Consider the following 18,436-nt stretch of genomic DNA (forward strand, 5'->3'; position numbering starts at 1 on the left):
TTGCGCCCGGCAATGTGTTGTAGCAGAGCGAAGATAGATGCAAAGCAGCAGTGAGCTTTTCCCCGTCGCGTTGATCAGCGCGGAACTCCGTGGTGACCTGAGCGAGGATGTCTATCGACTAAAGCCTGGGAACAGCCCGGACAGCAGTGTCGAATTGGCTCTTACGCGGCTCGGGCTTGCTGGCCACGAGCAAGAGCGTGGTGTGCCGGTGATCCTTATACCGGGCAGCTTTTCCAATCGGCGCTTCTGGTATTCACCCAAGTGCATTGGTTTGGGGCCTTATTTGGCGCGCGCTGGCTTCGATGTGTGGATCGCAGAGATGCGTGGACATGGTCTGTCGCCGCGTAACCGTGATTATCAGCGCAATACGGTCAGTGACTATGTCCGTTATGACTTGCCGGCAATAGCCGAGTTTGTGTATGAGCAAAATCCGCAAAAGGCGCATTGGCTAGGTCATTCGCTGGGCGGCATTATCCTTGCTGGCGCCCTCGGTGGGCGCTATCTGGATGAGGCTAAAATCGCCTCCAGCGTACTATTTGGCAGCCAGATCAGTCGTACCTACTGGCCCTTGAAGGTCCCGCCGGTGGAGTGGGTGGGGCGTTTTTTACTCAAGCGCTTTTCATCTTTGTCCGGCTCTAGGCTCAAGCGTGGCCCTGAGGATGAGCCCATTAGTCTGGCGGTTGAAAACCTACGCTGGCATGGCTTGTTCGGCCGTTTTGGCGACGTTGACCGTGATTGGTGGAGTGGTTTGACGGCGGTTCGTGTGCCAGTTATGGCCGTGGCGGCGCTGGGCGATACGCAAGATCCGGCTTGGGCTTGTGAGAAACTGCTGAAACAGTTCGGCTCAACCCTGAGTGAGTTCCTCTGTTTAGGTAAGCAGCATGGTTTCAGTGATGATTTTGGCCATGTTGAAATGCTTGTCAGTAAAGAAGCGCAGCGTGAAGTCTGGCCATTGGTTGAGCAGTGGCTACGCAAGAGTCCGCGGGTTGCTGCAGAGCTTGAACGTGCTGAGCTAGAGCGTAACAAGGCCGTTGCTACTGAGTAGTCTGCAGGTACTATCGAGCTCTAAATGCTGCGCTTGACCTGCATTTGTGCGACCCGTTGTCAGTAGTATGTATCGGTCAGTGGCTTATGATGCGAACCGGAACGACTCGATCTATCAGTAGACTTACGACATCAAAGGAGTTTTGCCATGCACTACATTACCCCCGACCTGTGTGACGCCTACCCTGAGTTGGTTCAAGTAGTTGAGCCAATGTTCAGCAATTTTGGTGGTCGCGACTCCTTCGGCGGCGAGATCGTCACCATTAAGTGCTTTGAGGACAACTCGTTGGTCAAGGAGCAAGTCGAGCAGCCTGGTAAAGGCAAGGTGATGGTGGTCGACGGCGGGGCATCCATGCGCCGTGCACTACTGGGTGACATGTTGGCTGAGAAGGCCGCGAAGAACGGTTGGGAAGGTATTGTCGTATACGGCTGTGTGCGCGACGTCGATGTTCTTGCGCAGACCGATCTGGGTATCCAGGCTTTGGCCAGTCATCCGATGAAAACTGATAAGCGTGGCATTGGCGATCTTAACGTCGCTGTGACATTCGGCGGCGTGACCTTCCGTCCGGGTGACTTCATTTATGCGGACAACAATGGCGTGATCATCTCGCCGTCCGCCCTGCAGATGCCGGAGTAAGTCGCTTTGCAGGAAACCGTCATGCGTGAGGAAGACAACGCTCAGTGGGGGCTGGTACACGCTTTCGTGCTCGATGGTCGGGGTGGTGCGCGCAGCATTACGCGGCAAGAGTTGCCTGACTTGTCACTGTGCGAGCAGGAAAGTTTGTGGCTGCACTGGGATCGTGGTCATCCGTATACGCATACCTGGTTGCGCACTGAGAGTGGCTTAAGCGAGTTCGCCTGCAATCTGTTGTTGGAAGAAAATACCCGGCCGCGATTGTTGGCGTTACCCGAGCAGGAGTTATTGCTTTTTCTGCGCGGTTTAAACCTCAATCCAGGGGCTGAGCCCGAGGATATGGTTTCGGTGCGGATCTTTGCTGATGCGCAGCGTGCTATTTCCCTGCGTCTGCGGCCGCTGCGTGCGACTGAGGCGCTGATCGAAGACTTGTTGGCTGGGCGTGGTCCGAAAACCTCAGCTGAACTGATTTTGCGCCTAGCGCATTACCTGACGGATAAGGTTGAGTGGTTGATTGGTGATCTGTCCGAGCAGATCGATGAGCAGGAAGAGCTGGCTGACGCGGAAGATTCGGGCACTCTGGATCATGCCGAACTGCTGCAGATGCGCAGGCGCGCAGCCAGCCTGCGGCGCTTTCTCGCTCCACAGCGCGATATCTACGGTCAGCTGACGGCCAGTAATCAGGCCTGGTTTGCAGGCACTGATAGCAGCTATTGGAATGAACTCAACAACCGTCTGACGCGTTACCTCGAAGAGCTTGAGCTCAGCCGTGAGCGCGTAAGTTTGCTGCTTGAGGCCGAAAACCGCGGTATGGACGAGCGAATGAACCGTACCATGTACCGTTTTGGCATCATTACTGGGATTTTTCTGCCGATGAGTTTTATCACCGGCTTGTTAGGCATTAACGTTGGCGGCATTCCAGGCTCCGAAAGTCCGCACGGCTTTCTGTTGGCGTGTTCGTTGATGGCTGCCGTAGCCGTTGGGCAATGGCTGTTGTTTCGCCGTTTACGCTGGATCTGATGTGACTTGCACTGTCTCACCCCGTCTAAACGTCACATCCTGTGAGGTGCGCCATGCACGATCCGTTTGAAGAATCATTGCGTGACTTGCTCAAGTCACCCGCCTCAAATCATGACGATGATGCGTGCTTGCATCGCGTACTGAAAACCGCCAACCGGCAGGTCGGGGTCGGCGACCTATTCGCTCTTATGGGGCATTGGTTGAGTGCGCTAATGATTGCTTTGAATAACGGTTCTGCACATGTTGCGCCCGTTTCGCGACACACGACCTCTGACTCTCATCCTGATAAGGCTGATTAAGCATGGAATTTACTCAAGTTCTGGTGGACGCGATGGCCAGCGTCTGGGGGCCTATCGCCGCATTTATCCCGCGCCTGTTTGGGGCGATGGTGGTTGTGCTGCTGGGTTTTGTGGTCGCCAAGTTCCTCGATACGCTGCTCTCCAAACTGCTCGCGAAGATTGGTTTGGATCGCCTTATGGCAGGCACCGGCCTGACCAAAATCCTCAGTCGTGCTGGGATTCAGGTGCCGGTATCGACCTTGATTGGCAAGATCGTCTATTGGTTTGTACTCCTGATATTTTTGGTTACGGCTGCCGAGTCTCTGGGCTTAGAGCGGGTATCTGCCACGCTTGATGTGTTGGCTCTGTACCTGCCTAAAGTCTTTGGTGCTGCGTTGGTATTGCTTGCGGGTGTGCTGTTGGCGCAATTGGTCAGCGGCTTGGTGCGCGGCGCAGCAGAAGGTGTTGGACTGGATTACGCCAACGGCCTGGGGCGCATTGCCCAAGGTTTGGTAATCATTATTAGTATTTCGGTGGCTATCGGTCAGCTGGAGGTCAAGACCGACCTGCTGAATAACGTGATTGCCATTGTGCTGATTTCTGTCGGTTTGGCTGTCGCGTTGGCGCTAGGCCTGGGTAGTCGGGAAATTGCCAGTCAGATTCTGGCTGGTATTTATGTGCGCGAGTTGTATCAAGTTGGGCAACAAGTCCAGGTTGGTGCGGTCGAAGGGCAGATCGAGGAGATCGGTACGGTCAAAACCACGCTGCTGACGGAAGCTGGCGAGCTGGTTTCAGTGGCCAACCGTACCTTGCTTGAGCAGCAGGTAAGCAGCCGCTAAGGCCAATCCCTGTTATTGTATGCGGCCAATCGCAGCCCGGTTTAAGGGCTGCGCTGGCTTTTGTCCTGACTGTCGGCCCGACTCGTTTTGAATAAAGCCCATTCTGCGTCTCTCCGCTACGACCCGCGCGAACTCTCGGATGAAGAGTTGGTGGCGCGTGCGCATGACGAGTTATTCCACATAACCCGTGCTTACGAAGAGTTAATGCGTCGTTATCAGCGCACGTTGTTCAACGTTTGTGCGCGTTACTTGGGTAACGAGCGTGATGCTGATGATGTCTGTCAGGAGGTCATGCTCAAGGTCTTATATGGCCTTAAGAACTTTGAGGGTAAATCGAAGTTCAAAACTTGGCTCTATAGCATTACTTATAACGAGTGTATTACTCAGTATCGAAAAGAGCGGCGTAAGCGTCGCCTTATTGACGCGTTGAGCTTGGACCCGCTTGAGGAGGCTTCCGAGGAAAAGGCCCCGAAACCTGAAGATAAGGGGGGGCTCGATCGCTGGTTGGTCCATGTCAACCCCATCGATCGGGAAATCTTGGTGCTACGTTTTGTCGCAGAGCTAGAGTTTCAAGAGATTGCCGACATCATGCATATGGGCTTGAGTGCCACGAAAATGCGTTACAAACGGGCGCTTGACCGCCTGCGCGATAAATTTGCTGATAATAGTGAAACTTACTTGGAATAAAGCCGTCATAGATAACGGTTAATTCTGGTAGAATTGCCGGCTGAGTTGTCTTGTGTCTGTCAGACAACTTACTGACCACCAAGATAGGGATTCTCGTAATGAAATTGAAAAACACTTTAGGCGCTGTTATTGGCTCGTTGTTGGCCGCATCCTCCCTGAGCGTTCTGGCTCAGGGCCAAGGCGCTGTAGAAGTGGAGGGTTTTGCCAAGAAGGAAAACTTCGACAGCGCCCGTGACTTTAAAAACAACGGCAACCTGTTCGGCGGTAGCATTGGCTACTACCTGACTGATGACGTTGAGCTGCGTCTGGGCTACGACGAAGTACATAACGCTCGTGGTGAAGATGGCCGCAACATCAAGGGCTCCAATACTGCTCTGGATGCGCTGTACCACTTCAATAACGCTGGTGACGCTCTGCGTCCTTACGTTTCTGCAGGTGTTTCCGATCAGAGCATTGGTCAGTCCGGTCGTGGCGGTCGTAACGGCTCAACCTTCGCCAACATCGGTGGTGGTGCTAAGTACTACTTCACTGACAACTTCTACGCCCGTGCTGGCGTTGAAGCTCAATACAACATCGACCAAGGCGACACCGAGTGGGCGCCAAGCGTCGGTATCGGTATGAACTTTGGTGGTGGCAGCAAGCCTGCTCCAGTCGTGGCTGCTGTAGAGCCAATGCCTGAGCCTGTAGCTGCAGCTGAAGAGCCGCTGGAGTTGGTTCGTGTTGAGCTGGATGTTAAGTTCGATTTCGACAAGTCCAGTGTTAAAGAAGAAAGCTACGGCGATATCAAGAACCTGGCTGACTTCATGAAGCAGTACCCGCAGACCACTACTGTGGTTGAGGGTCACACTGACTCCAAAGGCAGCGACGCCTACAACCAGAAACTGTCCGAAAGCCGTGCTAACGCCGTTCGTAATGTTCTGGTCAATCAGTATGGTGTAGACGCTAACCGCGTTAACGCGGCTGGTTACGGTGAGACTCGTCCGGTTGCTGATAACGCTACCGATGCTGGTCGCGCTGTTAACCGTCGCGTAGAAGCTGAAGTAGAAGCTCAGATCAAGCAATAAGCGATCTGGTTGCATAAAAAAACCCGGCTTCGGCCGGGTTTTTCTTTGTCTGCTACATGTGGGCTTGGCGCTTTTTGCTTGTTTATTGGTGTTCGGTTTTTAGGTATGGAGATGTTCGGCTGCGTGCAAGGTGTTTTCTAGCAAGCAGGCGCGTGTCATTGGGCCGACGCCGCCCGGGACTGGGGTAATCCAGCTGGCGCGGGGTAGGGCGGTTTCATATACCACGTCGCCGATTAGTTTGCCGTCGTTCTGGCGGTTAATGCCGACGTCGATGACTATTGCGCCCGGCTTGATCCATTCGCCTTGTACTAGACCTGGCTTGCCGGCGGCGACTACGACAATGTCGGCTTGCCCGACATGTGTAGGTAGATCTTTGGTGAATCTGTGGGTGACGGTAACCGTGCATCCGGCTAGCAGCAGTTCCATTGCCATTGGGCGGCCGACAATGTTCGACGCTCCAACAACGACGGCGTGCATTCCGTATAGGTCGACGCCGGTGCTTTGAAGGAGGGTCATGATGCCTTTGGGGGTGCAGGGGCGCAGTAAAGGCATGCGTTGGGCCAGGCGGCCGATATTGTACGGATGGAAGCCGTCAACGTCTTTGTCTGGGCGGATGCGCTCCAGTAATAAGGATGCGTCAAGGTGTTCGGGTAGTGGTAGTTGCACGAGGATGCCGTCTATGCTCGGGTCGCCATTGAGGCGATCAATCAATGCGGTGAGATCATCTTGACTGGTGGTGGCTGGCAAATCGTAGGCTTGGGATAGGAAGCCGACCTCTTCGCAATCTTTACGTTTATGTGAAACATAGACTTGGGACGCAGGGTCACTGCCGACGAGGATTACCGCAAGTCCGGGTGCGCGAAGGCCTTGCTGGTGTCTCTCTGCGACACGTTTGGCGATTTGCTGGCGCAGGCTGGCGGCAATTGCTTTGCCATCGATCAGTTGTGCGGTCATTGCGCTTGGTTAACCATAAAGAAGGGGTGGAAAAAGGATGTCTATTCTCGCATGGCCGTGCACTGGGGCAAAGGCGGCTGCCGGGCTTTTCGCGTAACTCCTTTAAATAGCTGAATTTTTTTGACTTTTCCTGTTGACGGCCTGTAGCTACCTCTATAACATTCGCCCCGCTTGTCGAGTACAGCCAGTCGCTGGGTAAGACGGCAAAGGCAGAAGCTGAAAAGTTTTTACCGAAGCCGAAGCTTTAAAGTCTGCATTTGCAGATGGATAGGCGCCCGTAGCTCAGCTGGATAGAGCATCCGCCTTCTAAGCGGATGGTCGCAGGTTCGAGTCCTGCCGGGCGTGCCATTTGGCGGTCTTGGCTCAAGTAAAGTGCAATATGGTGGGCGTAGCTCAGTTGGTAGAGCACAGGATTGTGACTCCTGTTGTCGTGGGTTCGATCCCCATCGTCCACCCCATATTTCAAGAAGGCGCCAGGTCAAGTCCTGGCGTTTTTTGTAAAGCTTTACCATGCGGATGTGGTGGAATTGGTAGACACACTGGATTTAGGTTCCAGCGCCGAAAGGTGTGAGAGTTCGAGTCTCTCCGTCCGCACCATCTTTTAGATCTCCCTCCCGTTTGCCGCCTGTATCTAGGGTGACTTCTGCAAATTGACCCTCTAGAATGCATGCCCTTGATTAGGGCCCGGTAAACGGCCGGTTTATGTGTGCAACGAGGATTATCCATGCAAGTTTCTGTTGAAAATACTTCTGCTCTCGAGCGTCGCATGACCGTTGGCGTTTCTGTTGAACGCATCGAGACTGAAGTCAACAAGCGTCTGCAGCAGACTGCCCGTCGCGCCAAGGTTCCTGGCTTCCGTCCCGGCAAAGTGCCAATGAGCGTGATCCGCCAGCGTTATGAAGACTCTGCGCGGCAAGAAGCGCTGGGCGATCTGATCCAATCCACTTTCTACGAAGCTGTTGTTGAGCAGAAGCTCAATCCAGCTGGTGCACCGGCGGTTGAGCCGAAGCCCTTCGAGAAGGGTAAGGATCTAGAGTACGTTGCAACCTTCGAAGTCTTCCCTGAGTTCACCGTTGCTGGCTTCGACGACATCGCGATCGAGCGCCTGCAGGCTGACGTAGCGGACGCTGATGTCGACAACATGCTGGAAATCCTGCGCAAGCAGAACACCCGTTTCGAAGTTGCCGATCGCGCTGCCGAGAATGGCGATCAGTTGAACATCGACTTCGTTGGCAAGATCGATGGCGAAGCCTTTGCGGGCGGTTCAGCTAAGGGTACTCAGCTGGTTCTCGGCTCTGGCCGCATGATCCCAGGCTTTGAAGATGCACTGGTTGGTGCCAAAGCTGGCGAAGAGCGCCTAATCACCCCGACTTTCCCTGCTGATTACCAGAATTTGGATCTGGCAGGCAAAACAGCCGAGTTCACCGTCACGATCAATAGCATTGCGGCACCTCAGCTGCCTGAGCTGAATGATGACTTCTTCGCTCTGTTTGGCGTGAAAGAAGGTGGTCTGGAAGGTTTCCGCGCTGAAGTGCGCAAGAACATGGAGCGCGAGCTGCGCCAAGCCATCAAATCCAAGGTTAAAAACCAGGTAATGGACGGTTTGCTAGCGGCCAACCCGATCGAAGTGCCGAAGGCTCTGATCGGCAACGAGGTGGATCGTCTGCGCGTGCAGGCCGTTCAGCAGTTCGGTGGCAATCTCAAGCCGGATCAGCTGCCAGCTGAGCTGTTCGAAGAGCAAGCCAAACGCCGCGTCGTGCTGGGTCTGGTTGTCGCTGAAGTGGTTAAGCAGTGCGAGCTGAAGCCAGATGATGCTCGTGTGCGTGAAATGATTCAGGAAATGGCTTCGGCTTATCAAGAACCAGAGCAGGTTGTGGCTTGGTACTACAAAAACGACCAGCAAATGAACGAAGTGCGTTCGGTTGTGCTGGAAGAGCAAGTTGTAGATACTGTTTTGCAGAAGGCCAACGTGACCGATAAATCGGTCTCTTACGAAGAAGCTGTCAAGCCGGTAGAAGCACCACAAGCCGCTTGATTGCTTTACCTCGTTCGAACACGCCATAAGCCAGCCGTCGTGCTGGCTTATGCGTATTTGTGATATGACTATTTAGGGAGCGAGTGCGCACATGTCCCGCAATCCTTTTATGCAGCAAATGTCTGATATTCAAGCCGCTGGCGGCCTAGTCCCCATGGTTGTCGAGCAGTCGGCTCGTGGAGAGCGCGCCTACGACATCTATTCGCGCCTACTCAAAGAGCGAGTGATCTTTCTTGTCGGTCCTGTAGAGGACTACATGGCCAACCTGATCTGTGCGCAACTGCTGTTCCTTGAAGCGGAAAATCCGGACAAGGACATCCATCTTTACATTAATTCCCCAGGCGGTTCGGTGACTGCGGGTATGTCGATCTACGACACCATGCAGTTCATCAAACCCAACGTGTCCACCACCTGTATTGGTCAGGCATGCAGCATGGGCGCATTCCTGCTGACCGCTGGTGCCGAGGGCAAGCGTTACTGTCTGCCTAACTCGCGCGTGATGATTCACCAGCCATTGGGTGGTTTCCAGGGCCAGGCATCGGATATCGAAATCCACGCCAAGGAAATCCTCTTTATTCGCGAGCGCCTCAACACGCTGATGGCCAAGCACAGCGGGCACACCTTGGAAGAAATCGAGCGTGATACCAATCGTGATAACTTCATGAGCGCCGAAGCCGCTCGTGAGTACGGGTTGATCGACGCAGTGATTGAAAAGCGCCCCGCTTAATATAAGCAGCTCAAAATAGGGTGGGTCGGTGTATCTGGCCACCTGCGGGCTTGAAAAAGCCCGCATAAGCCTTCATCTTGTGTTGCAAGCCTATCGGATTTGGATCGAACGAATGACTGACACCCGCAACGGCGAGGACAACGGCAAGTTGCTTTATTGCTCCTTCTGCGGCAAAAGCCAGCATGAAGTGCGCAAATTAATTGCCGGCCCCTCGGTCTTCATCTGCGACGAGTGCGTAGACCTGTGCAACGACATCATCCGCGAGGAGGTGCAGGAAGCTCAGGCCGAGAGTAGTGCGCATAAACTGCCTGCACCCAAGGAAATCAGCGGCATCCTTGATCAGTATGTTATTGGTCAGGAGCGCGCGAAGAAAATCTTGGCTGTAGCGGTCTATAACCACTATAAGCGTCTCAATCAGCGCGACAAGAAAGATGACATTGAGTTAGGTAAAAGCAATATCTTGCTCATAGGTCCGACGGGGTCGGGGAAAACCCTGTTGGCTGAAACCCTGGCGCGCTTGCTCAACGTACCTTTCACTATCGCTGACGCCACCACCCTGACCGAGGCTGGTTATGTGGGGGAGGACGTCGAGAATATCATTCAAAAACTGTTGCAGAAGTGCGACTACGATGTAGATAAAGCTCAGATGGGCATTGTCTACATCGATGAAATCGACAAGATTTCGCGCAAGTCTGACAACCCATCCATCACCCGTGATGTCTCTGGTGAAGGTGTGCAGCAAGCATTGCTAAAACTGATTGAGGGGACTGTTGCTTCGGTTCCACCGCAAGGTGGTCGAAAACATCCTCAGCAGGAGTTTTTGCAGGTTGATACACGTAACATTCTGTTTATCTGTGGTGGCGCCTTCTCCGGTCTAGAGAAGGTTATTCAGGGGCGCTCGACCAAGGGCGGCATCGGTTTCAGTGCCGAGGTTCGCAGCAAGGAAGAAGGCAAAAAAGTCGGAGAGTCATTGCGCGCTGTTGAGCCTGATGATCTGGTCAAATTTGGTCTGATCCCTGAGTTTGTTGGTCGTTTGCCGGTTATCGCTACTTTGGATGAGTTGGACGAGGCTGCTCTCGTGCAGATTCTGACTGAGCCCAAGAATGCGCTGACTAAGCAGTATGGCAAGCTGTTCGAAATGGAAGGGGTTGAGCTGGAGTTTCGTCCGGATGCGCTGAAGTCTGTTGCACGTAAAGCGCTGGAGCGTAAAACCGGTGCGCGTGGGCTGCGTTCGATTCTTGAGGGTGTCTTGCTTGATACCATGTATGAGATCCCTTCTCAGTCGGATGTCAGCAAGGTTGTTATCGATGAAAGCGTGATCGAGGGCACCTCTAAACCGCTGCTTATTTATGAGAATAGTGAGCTGCCAGCCAAGGCTGCGCCTGACGCGTAAGCGCGTTGTAACATGTTGAAAGCAAGGGGCCTGCGGGCCCCTTTTGTTTTACTACTGCAATGCTTGTTTTTTATTTGGGCTGCCCCCATCTTAACGGTAAGGGTCATCCCATCTGTTTACGGCCGTATGGTCGCTGTAGAGCCGAAATCATGAAGACAACCATCGAATTGCCTCTCCTGCCGTTGCGCGATGTTGTGGTCTATCCGCACATGGTCATCCCGTTGTTCGTCGGGCGTGAAAAATCCATTGAGGCCCTTGAGGCCGCGATGACCGGTGAGAAGCAGATTCTTTTGCTGGCTCAGAAGAATCCTGCTGACGATGATCCGGGTGAGCGGGATCTATATCGTGTCGGTACTGTGGCCACGGTGCTGCAATTGCTGAAGTTGCCGGATGGCACTGTCAAAGTGCTGGTTGAGGGCGAGCAGCGTGGTCAAGTCGAAAGCTTTATCGCGATAGACGGTCATTGCCGTGCCGAAGTACAGCTGATCGATGAGGTAGATGCCGCGGAGCGTGAGTCTGAAGTCTTCACTCGCAGTCTGCTCAGTCAGTTTGAGCAATACGTACAACTTGGTAAGAAGGTGCCAGCAGAGGTATTGGCATCGCTAAACGGTATCGATGAACCGAACCGCTTAGTCGACACCATGGCCGCGCACATGGTGTTGAAGATCGAACAAAAGCAGGAAATTCTGGAAATTACTGATCTGGCTGCGCGTGTTGAGCATGTGCTCGCGCTGCTCGATGCAGAAATCGACTTGTTACAGGTCGAGAAGCGCATTCGTGGTCGGGTCAAGAAACAAATGGAGCGCAGTCAGCGTGAGTACTATCTGAATGAGCAGATGAAGGCCATTCAGAAAGAACTTGGTGACAGCGAAGAGGGTCATAACGAGCTCGATGAGCTGAAAAAGCGCATCGAAAATGCCGGGTTGACGGCAGAGGCGCACACCAAAGCTAACGCTGAGTTGAATAAGCTTAAGCAGATGTCGCCGATGTCGGCTGAAGCCACTGTAGTGCGCTCTTACATCGACTGGTTGGTCAACGTGCCGTGGAAAGCGCAGAGCAAGGTTCGCCTAGATCTGGCAAGGGCTGAAAGTATTCTTGATGCTGATCACTACGGCCTGGACGAGGTTAAGGAGCGCATTCTTGAATACCTCGCTGTGCAAAAACGTGTGAAAAAGATTAAAGGCCCGGTGCTCTGCTTGGTCGGTCCGCCTGGTGTGGGTAAAACCTCGCTTGCCGAGTCGATTGCCAGCGCGACTAACCGCAAGTTTGTGCGTATGGCACTCGGTGGGGTGCGTGACGAAGCCGAGATTCGTGGTCATCGACGTACCTATATCGGCTCTATGCCAGGCCGGCTGATCCAGAAAATGACCAAGGTTGGCGTGCGCAATCCGCTGTTCTTGCTCGATGAAATCGACAAGATGGGCCAGGACATGCGTGGTGATCCTGCATCGGCGCTATTGGAGGTGCTAGACCCAGAGCAGAATCACAACTTCAACGATCACTACCTGGAGGTCGATTATGACCTGTCTGATGTGATGTTCCTGTGCACGGCCAACTCGATGAACATTCCGGGGCCGTTGCTGGATCGTATGGAGGTGATTCGCCTGCCGGGTTACACCGAGGCGGAGAAAATTAATATCGCGATCAAATACCTGGCGCCAAAGCAGGTTCAGGCTAATGGTCTGAAGAAGTCCGAGTTGGTTTTTGAGGATGCTGCGATTCGCGACATAATTCGCTACTACACCCGCGAAGCGGGTGTGCGTGGATTGGAGCGGCAAATTGCCAAGGTCTGCCGCAAAGTGGTCAAGGAGCACTCCACCGAGAAGCGCTTCCAAGTCACAGTTACGGCTGATTCGCTCGAACATTTCCTGGGCGTGCGCAAGCATCGCTACGGTTTAGCTGAGCAGCAGGATCAAATCGGCCAGGTTACCGGGCTTGCCTGGACCCAGGTGGGTGGTGAGCTGTTGACCATCGAAGCGGTTGTGGTACCCGGTAAGGGCCAACTGATCAAAACCGGTTCTCTCGGTGATGTGATGCTGGAGTCGATCACGGCGGCGCAGACGGTTGTGCGTAGTCGGGCTAAGAGTCTAGGCGTGCCTGTGGACTTCTATGAGAAGCAGGATATCCATATCCATATGCCGGAGGGGGCGACGCCGAAAGACGGCCCTAGCGCAGGCGTTGGCATGTGTACGGCGTTGGTTTCAGCCCTGACACAGATTCCTGTGCGGGCGGATGTGGCAATGACCGGTGAAATCACCCTGCGGGGGCAGGTATTGGCTATCGGTGGTTTGAAGGAAAAACTGCTGGCTGCTCATCGTGGTGGCATCAAGACCGTGATCATTCCGGAGGAGAATGTGCGTGATCTGAAAGAGATTCCGGAGAATATTAAGCAAGACCTGCAGATTAAACCGGTTAAATGGATTGACGAGGTCCTGCAAATTGCGCTGCAATACGCCCCGGAGCCCTTGCCTGATGCGGCTCCCATGGTTGCAAAGGATGAAAAGCGCGAGACTGATTCCAAGGAGCGAATTAGCACGCATTAGCAGGAGGGCTTTCTTGACACATTTTTAGAGCCCTTGTTATAAAGCGGCTCTTATCGTGTCGGCAGGCTCTTCAGCACCAGCTTCGCTTACATTTAAAAGCAAGAAATAAACTCAACAGAAATTAAGGGGACTTAAGAGTGAACAAGTCGGAACTGATCGATGCCATCGCTGCATCTGCTGATATCCCAAAAGCTGTTGCTGGCCGCGCGCTGGACGCAGTAATTGAATCCGTTACTGGCGCTCTGAAGGCTGGTGATTCTGTAGTACTGGTTGGTTTTGGTACCTTTGCTGTTAAAGAGCGTGCTGCTCGTACTGGCCGTAACCCACAGACTGGCAATCCGATCAGCATTGCTGCTGCTAAGATCCCAGGCTTCAAGGCTGGTAAAGCTCTGAAAGACGCTGTCAACTAAGCCTATTTCGGTTTTGCCAACAGGCCGGCTGAACAGCTGACCTGAGGCGAGCGGGATGTTTAGCTAGCTTGGCTGGCTGAACACGACGAATCAGCTGCTTGAGTTCGATCCGCTTCGCTAGTTACGAGAAGGCGCATCCACTGATGCGCCTTTCTTCTATCCGGATTTTACCCACGCTGCGCGGCTGCTTTTTTTGTACAGCCGTTCTGGGGGAAGCATGCTGCAGAACATCAGGGACAATTCACAAGGTTGGATTGCCAAAACCATTATCGGCATCATCGTCGCGCTGTTGGCGTTGACTGGCGTCGATGCCATTTTTACCAGCACCAGTAACAGCCAGAATGCGGCTGAAGTGAATGGCGAGAAGATCACTTCAGTCGAGCTCAACCAGGCTGTAGAAATGCAGCGTCGGCAGTTGCTGCAGCAATTAGGGCGTGATTTCGACGCATCCCTACTGGATGAAAAACTGCTGCGTGAGGCTGCCCTGAATGGTCTTATTGAGCGCACCTTACTGCTCAATAGCGCAAAAAACGCCAAGTTCGCCTTTTCTTCGCAGGCTCTTGATCAGGTGATCCTAAAAACGCCAGAGTTCCTGGTTGACGGTCAGTTTAGCGCTGAGCGTTTCGATCAGGTTATCCGTCAGTTGGGCTACAGCCGTTTGCAGTTCCGCCAGATGCTTGAGCAGGAAATGCTGATCGGTCAGTTGCGTGCGGGTCTGGCTAACAGTGGTTTTGTTACCGATGCTCAGGTGCAGGCATTTGCTGCACTGGAAAAGCAGACACGTGACTTCGCCTCTCTGACTCTCAAAGCAGATTTGGGGGCGGTTAACCTCAGTGATGACGACATCAAGGCCTACTACAACGCCCAGGCTAGTGAGTTCATGAGTCCTGAGCAGGTTGTGCTGGAATATGTCGAACTGAAGAAAGATGCTTTTTTCGATCAAGTCGAAGTCAGTGACGAGGAGTTGCAGAGCGCCTATCAGAATGAGATTGCCAATCTTGCTGAGCAGCGCCGTGCTGCGCACATTTTGATCGAAGTTAACGATAAGCAAAACGACGAGCAGGCCAAGGCTAAGTTGCTTGAAGTGCAAAAGCGTCTGCAGCAGGGCGAAGATTTTGCGGCTTTGGCCAAAGAATTTTCCGATGACTCCGGTTCGGCCAGTGAAGGCGGTGACTTAGGCTTTGCCGGTCCTGGTGTTTACGACCCGGCTTTTGAACAAGCCCTGAATGGGTTGAGCGAAAATGCAGTATCGGCGCCTGTTCGCAGCGAATTTGGTTGGCATTTGATCAAGTTGCTGGGTGTTCAGGCTCCTGAGGTCCCGAGCTTTGCCAGCCTGAAAGAGAAGCTGCAGAACGATCTCAAGGCGCGTCAGGTCGAGCAGCGTTTTGTTGAGGTGTCTAAAGATCTTGAAAGTGCCTCATTCGAAGCCTCTGACCTCAGCCAGCCAGCGCAGGAGCTGGGTTTGCAGGTGAAGACCACTGAACCGTTTGGTCGCCAAGGCGGCGCTGAGGGCGTGACTGCCAACCGTCAGGTGATTCAAGCTGCATTCAGCGATGAAGTGCTGGAAGACGGCGCTAATAGCAGTGTGATCGAGCTTGATCCGAATACTGCGGTAGTGGTGCGTGTTAAAGAGCACAACAAGCCCGAGCAACTGCCACTTGAGCAGGTCGCTGATAGCATTCGTGCTCAGTTGACCAAGGTTCGTGCAACCGAAGCCGTCAAGGCCAAGGCTGAAGAGCAGCTGGCCGCTTTACGTGACGGCCAAACGCCAATCGCACAAGCGGATGCCAAGCAAGGCTGGAGCGTTGTTGAAGCGGCTACTCGTAGCCAGGAAGGCATTGATCCTGTGGTATTACAGACTCTGTTCCGTATGCCCAAGCCCGAGGCTGCAGATAAGCCAAGCTTTGCTGGCGTCAGTTTGAGTAACGGTGACTTTGTGATCATCCGCCTCAACGGTGTGAGCCAACCAGAGCAGGAGCTGTCGGATGAGGATAAGGCCATGTACAGCCGCTTCCTGGCTTCTCGTGAGGGTCAGCAGGATTTCGCTGCGTTCCGTAAGCACTTGCAAGAGAAGGCTGATATCGAGCGTTTCTGATCGATAGCGCTGAATGAAATGGCAGGGAGCCATGTTAATCGTCGCGCAGCGACGGCCTTAGGGTAAATGCCAAGGATGGCAACGCATAAAAAAGGCCGCTTAGTTAAGCGGCCTTTTTCTTGTTGCGATTTAACGGCTTACTCTTCCATAGCACCCATGGCGGTGGTGTTGAAGCCGCCATCGACGTACATGATCTCGCCGCTGACGCCAGAAGCCAGGTCTGAGCAGAGGAAGGCACCAGCGTTGCCAACTTCGTCGATGGTCACGTTGCGGCGCAGTGGGGTCTGCTTCTCATTGGCAGCGAGCATCTTGCGGAAGCTCTTGATGCCAGAGGCTGCCAGGGTGCGAATCGGGCCAGCGGAGATCGCATTCACACGTGTGCCTTCTGGGCCCAGGCTACCAGCAAGATAGCGTACACCGGCTTCCAGGCTGGCTTTAGCCATGCCCATGACGTTGTAGTTAGGCATGGTGCGCTCGGCGCCCAGGTAAGAGAGGGTGAGTAGGCTGCCATTGCGGCCTTTCATCATCTCGCGACCGGCTTTGGCCAGAGCAACAAAGCTGTAGGCACTGATGTCGTGAGCGATACGGAAGCCTTCACGGGTGGTGACGTCGGTGAAGTCGCCATCCAGTTGGTCGCCAGGGGCGAAACCCACAGAGTGAACGATGCAATCCAGGCCATCCCACTTTTTGCTCAGGGCTTCGAATACCGAGGCGATTTCTTCATCGTTGGCCACGTCGCAAGGGAAGCACAGGTCAGCGCTTGAGCCCCAATCAGCAGCAAAGCCTTCAACGCGGCCTTTGAGCTTTTCGTTCTGGTAGGTGAAGGCCAGTTCGGCGCCTTCACGGTGCATGGCTGCCGCGATGCCGGAGGCGATGGACAGTTTGCTGGCGACGCCAACGATCAGTACGCGCTTGCCGCTTAGAAAACCCATGGGTGTTGTTCCTCTTCCTGTCTACAAGGATTGGCAGGCAGTTGAAAGCTACCTGCGTTGCCATCACTGCGTTAAAAACAGGCGGAAAATGCTTAATTACAGCACGTAAACGCTGTGTTCCGCCTGTTTTTGCTTTGCGCTGGCGGCCTCGCCAGCGCTTCCAATAGTTCGGTTAATCAGCTGGGACCATAAAGGCCGCTTCCAGCAACTGCTGTGTATAGATGTCCTGTGGCGCGGCAAAGACACGTGCCGCCGGGCCTTGCTCCACCACTTTGCCCTGTTTTACCACCATAACCTGATGGCTCAGGGCTCTGACCACCGCCAGATCGTGGCTGATGAATAGGTAAGTCAGATTGTATTTGGCCTGCAGCGAGCGTAGCAGCTCAACCACTTGACGTTGCACCGTACGGTCGAGGGCCGAGGTTGGCTCATCGAGCAGAATCAGTGCGGGTTTCAGCACCAGGGCGCGAGCAATGGCAATACGTTGGCGCTGGCCGCCGGAAAACTCGTGGGGATAGCGATGCCGGGTCTCCGGATCGAGTCCAACCTCAACCAGAGCGTCGATGATGGCCTGTTCTTGCTCGGCGGCATTGCCCATTTTATGAATCTGCAGGCCCTCACCAATAATCTGACTGACTGACATACGCGGGCTGAGGCTGCCAAAGGGGTCCTGGAAGACCACCTGCATTTGCCGGCGTAATGGCCGCACTTCTTCTTGCGACAGGTTATCGATCGTCTGGCCTTGGAAGCGGATGCCACCCTCACTGCCAAGCAGGCGAAGAATTGCCAGGCCGAGGGTAGATTTGCCCGAGCCACTTTCCCCGACTATGCCGAGGGTGTGGCCCTGCGGCACGCTGAAGTTGATGCCGTCCACCGCTTTAACATGATCGACCGTACGCCGCAGCAGGCCCTTTTTGATTGGAAACCAGACGCGCAGGTTGTCGATTTCCAGCATGGGTTTGCCGGCTGGTTGATCGACCGGCCCACCGCTAGGTTCGGCACCCAGCAATTCACGGGTGTAGGGGTGTTGTGGGGCGTTAAACAAGGCTTCGCAGTCGGCTTGCTCAACGATATGCCCGTGCTGCATCACGCAAACGCGGTGGGCAATGCGCCGCACCAGGTTGAGGTCGTGGCTGATCAGCAGAATCGCCATGCCTAGGCGTGCTTGCAGGTCCTTGAGCAGCTCAAGGATTTTTAGCTGTACGGTAACGTCCAGTGCGGTAGTGGGCTCATCGGCAATCAGCAGCTCCGGCTCATTGGCCAGAGCCATGGCGATCACCACGCGTTGGCGTTGGCCGCCTGACAGCTCATGCGGGTAGGCCTTCAGGCGCTTATGCGGTTCAGGAATGCCAACCAGCTCTAGTAGTTCCAGGGTGCGTGCAGTGGCTGCTTTGCCACGCAGGCCCTTGTGCAGGGCCAGTACTTCGTTGATCTGCTTTTCGATGCTGTGCAGCGGGTTAAGCGAGGTCATGGGCTCCTGGAAGACCATGGCGATGCGGTTACCGCGTATGCCACGCAGTTTCTTCTCGTTGAGCTTGAGCAGGTCTTGGCCAGCGTAGTGAATACTGCCGCTGGGGTGCTGGGCCAGCGGGTAGGGCAGCAGGCGCAGGATCGAGTGGGCGGTAACCGATTTGCCCGAGCCGCTTTCGCCGACCATGGCCAGGGTTTCGCCGCGTTTGATGTCGAAGCTGGCGCCTTCCACCACGCGTTGTTTACGGCTGCCGGTGACAAATTCGACGGCCAGGTCGCGGACTTCGATGAGAGTGTTGGAGTCGGTCATG

The 18,436-nt window shown here is 54.3% G+C and carries 16 protein-coding genes and 3 tRNA genes; 16 read left to right on the forward strand and 3 right to left on the reverse strand.

The features are described from left to right. Nucleotides 1-37 precede the first annotated feature (37 nt). The 7 genes from VCA57_RS18845 to VCA57_RS18875 all read left to right on the forward strand — a co-directional run bounded on the left by VCA57_RS18845 (nt 38) and on the right by VCA57_RS18875 (nt 5,566). Nucleotides 38-1,045, forward strand: a complete 1,008-nt coding sequence (locus VCA57_RS18845) for an alpha/beta fold hydrolase (protein ID WP_411186603.1) — start codon at nt 38-40, stop codon at nt 1,043-1,045. A gap of 147 nt (nt 1,046-1,192) precedes the next feature. Further along, nucleotides 1,193-1,681, forward strand: a complete 489-nt coding sequence (rraA, locus tag VCA57_RS18850; protein ID WP_411186604.1) for a ribonuclease E activity regulator RraA — start codon at nt 1,193-1,195, stop codon at nt 1,679-1,681. Between the two features lie 21 nt (nt 1,682-1,702). Then, the gene (locus VCA57_RS18855) at nt 1,703-2,698 is read left to right on the forward strand and encodes a zinc transporter ZntB (RefSeq protein WP_411186605.1); all 996 of its coding nucleotides are present in this window, start codon (nt 1,703-1,705) and stop codon (nt 2,696-2,698) included. A gap of 53 nt (nt 2,699-2,751) precedes the next feature. Further along, nucleotides 2,752-2,997: a CrfX protein gene (locus VCA57_RS18860; RefSeq protein WP_411186606.1), complete on the forward strand. Its 246-nt coding sequence runs from the start codon at nt 2,752-2,754 to the stop codon at nt 2,995-2,997. A gap of 2 nt (nt 2,998-2,999) precedes the next feature. Beyond that, nucleotides 3,000-3,815, forward strand: a complete 816-nt coding sequence (locus VCA57_RS18865) for a mechanosensitive ion channel family protein (protein WP_411186607.1) — start codon at nt 3,000-3,002, stop codon at nt 3,813-3,815. Nucleotides 3,816-3,902: 87 nt separating this feature from the next. Then, the gene (gene sigX / locus VCA57_RS18870) at nt 3,903-4,502 is read left to right on the forward strand and encodes an RNA polymerase sigma factor SigX (RefSeq protein ID WP_411186608.1); all 600 of its coding nucleotides are present in this window, start codon (nt 3,903-3,905) and stop codon (nt 4,500-4,502) included. 98 nt (nt 4,503-4,600) lie between these two features. After that, entirely contained in the window at nt 4,601-5,566 is a 966-nt protein-coding gene (locus VCA57_RS18875) for an OmpA family protein (protein WP_411186609.1), read from the forward strand. Between the two features lie 99 nt (nt 5,567-5,665). Here the strand turns inward: VCA57_RS18875 and folD are convergent, their stop codons facing one another. After that, nucleotides 5,666-6,520 (reverse strand): bifunctional methylenetetrahydrofolate dehydrogenase/methenyltetrahydrofolate cyclohydrolase FolD, encoded by an 855-nt coding sequence (gene folD / locus VCA57_RS18880; RefSeq protein ID WP_411186610.1) that lies wholly within the window; start codon nt 6,518-6,520, stop codon nt 5,666-5,668. Between the two features lie 271 nt (nt 6,521-6,791). Between folD and VCA57_RS18885 the strand changes: the two genes are divergently transcribed. The 9 genes from VCA57_RS18885 to VCA57_RS18925 all read left to right on the forward strand — a co-directional run bounded on the left by VCA57_RS18885 (nt 6,792) and on the right by VCA57_RS18925 (nt 15,723). Then, nucleotides 6,792-6,868 (forward strand) — tRNA-Arg (locus tag VCA57_RS18885). A gap of 34 nt (nt 6,869-6,902) precedes the next feature. After that, nucleotides 6,903-6,978: transfer RNA gene (locus VCA57_RS18890), tRNA-His, on the forward strand. A 54-nt stretch (nt 6,979-7,032) separates the two neighbouring features. Next, nucleotides 7,033-7,117: transfer RNA gene (locus VCA57_RS18895), tRNA-Leu, on the forward strand. 127 nt (nt 7,118-7,244) lie between these two features. Beyond that, nucleotides 7,245-8,555, forward strand: coding sequence for a trigger factor (gene tig, locus VCA57_RS18900; protein WP_411186611.1), 1,311 nt, complete (start codon nt 7,245-7,247; stop codon nt 8,553-8,555). A gap of 91 nt (nt 8,556-8,646) precedes the next feature. After that, a complete protein-coding gene (clpP, locus tag VCA57_RS18905; RefSeq protein ID WP_411186612.1) occupies nt 8,647-9,282 on the forward strand; it encodes an ATP-dependent Clp endopeptidase proteolytic subunit ClpP in 636 nt (211 codons plus the stop codon). 112 nt (nt 9,283-9,394) lie between these two features. Next, complete coding sequence (clpX, locus tag VCA57_RS18910; RefSeq protein ID WP_411186749.1) at nt 9,395-10,675, forward strand: ATP-dependent Clp protease ATP-binding subunit ClpX; 1,281 nt, start codon at nt 9,395-9,397, stop codon at nt 10,673-10,675. Between the two features lie 149 nt (nt 10,676-10,824). Next, complete coding sequence (gene lon / locus VCA57_RS18915; protein WP_411186613.1) at nt 10,825-13,218, forward strand: endopeptidase La; 2,394 nt, start codon at nt 10,825-10,827, stop codon at nt 13,216-13,218. A gap of 137 nt (nt 13,219-13,355) precedes the next feature. Beyond that, nucleotides 13,356-13,628, forward strand: coding sequence for a nucleoid-associated protein HU-beta (gene hupB / locus VCA57_RS18920; RefSeq protein ID WP_010490206.1), 273 nt, complete (start codon nt 13,356-13,358; stop codon nt 13,626-13,628). A 217-nt stretch (nt 13,629-13,845) separates the two neighbouring features. Further along, nucleotides 13,846-15,723: a SurA N-terminal domain-containing protein gene (locus VCA57_RS18925; protein ID WP_411186614.1), complete on the forward strand. Its 1,878-nt coding sequence runs from the start codon at nt 13,846-13,848 to the stop codon at nt 15,721-15,723. A gap of 137 nt (nt 15,724-15,860) precedes the next feature. Here the strand turns inward: VCA57_RS18925 and fabI are convergent, their stop codons facing one another. After that, on the reverse strand, nt 15,861-16,655 hold the full coding sequence (gene fabI, locus VCA57_RS18930) for an enoyl-ACP reductase FabI (protein WP_411186615.1): 795 nt from the start codon (nt 16,653-16,655) through the stop codon (nt 15,861-15,863). A gap of 172 nt (nt 16,656-16,827) precedes the next feature. Further along, nucleotides 16,828-18,435, reverse strand: a complete 1,608-nt coding sequence (locus VCA57_RS18935) for an ABC transporter ATP-binding protein (protein ID WP_411186616.1) — start codon at nt 18,433-18,435, stop codon at nt 16,828-16,830. Nucleotide 18,436 lies beyond the last annotated feature (1 nt).

It is taken from the genome of Pseudomonas sp., assembly GCF_046581935.1.
Classification (GTDB): Bacteria; Pseudomonadota; Gammaproteobacteria; order Pseudomonadales; family Pseudomonadaceae; genus Aquipseudomonas.